The following is a 686-nucleotide window of genomic DNA, read 5'->3' on the forward strand; positions in this document are numbered from 1 at the left end:
CAGCTGAAAATATACAGGCAGCGTAGCGCGGCCAGCTGGTGGAGGTCCACTCGAGCGACTGGTTAGAGCGCAATTTCATCAATCGGTTTCCACCAGGAAAATACTTGCATCGGGCTCAATTGAAAGGTGTAGAAATTCCCGCCACCATTTGAAGGTTGATCCCAGCGCCTAGAAATGGGTTGTCCCGACAAATGGCAATACAGCAGTGTCCCCACCGCGCCATGCGAAACGATTGCAATACTGCCCGACGCCCCATCGGCGGCAGCCAATTTACCCACGGCCTCAACGATGCGCTGCTGAGCGGCGAATGCTGTTTCCCATCCGCGAACCGAGTCATGCGGAGCGGCGAAGAATTGGTCGGCTACCTTTTCGAACTCGTCGGGAGGAAGGAACCCAGTCGAAGAACGATCGTTCTCTCCAAGGTCTCGGACCGGTTGAATTTCCAAAGAAAGATGGCGAGCAAGAATCTCTGCACTGTCAATTGACTTCTGTTCAGTGCTGCAGTAGATCGCAGATACATCTTGTATCCAAGGCTGGACCAGTGACGCAGCCATCCTGTTTCGACCAAGGCTTGAGAGCGGCCATTGAGGAACCGGAATCTCTCTGCTGATCACAACGTTCGGGTGACTTATGAATATGACTCTTCGCATGTGGTCTTGCGCTCTAACGTTCGAGCTGAGGGGCCG

Annotated in this window: 1 protein-coding gene; it reads right to left on the reverse strand. The window is 53.8% G+C overall.

Annotation, left to right across the window (positions count from 1 at the left end):
- Positions 1-62 precede the first annotated feature (62 nt).
- The coding region (locus LNV09_RS24625; RefSeq protein WP_263559704.1) for a histidine phosphatase family protein at positions 63-686 on the reverse strand (624 nt) is incomplete at its 5' end.

This window comes from Paucibacter sp. B2R-40, from assembly GCF_025717555.1.
Taxonomy (GTDB): Bacteria; Pseudomonadota; Gammaproteobacteria; order Burkholderiales; family Burkholderiaceae_C; genus Paucibacter_A.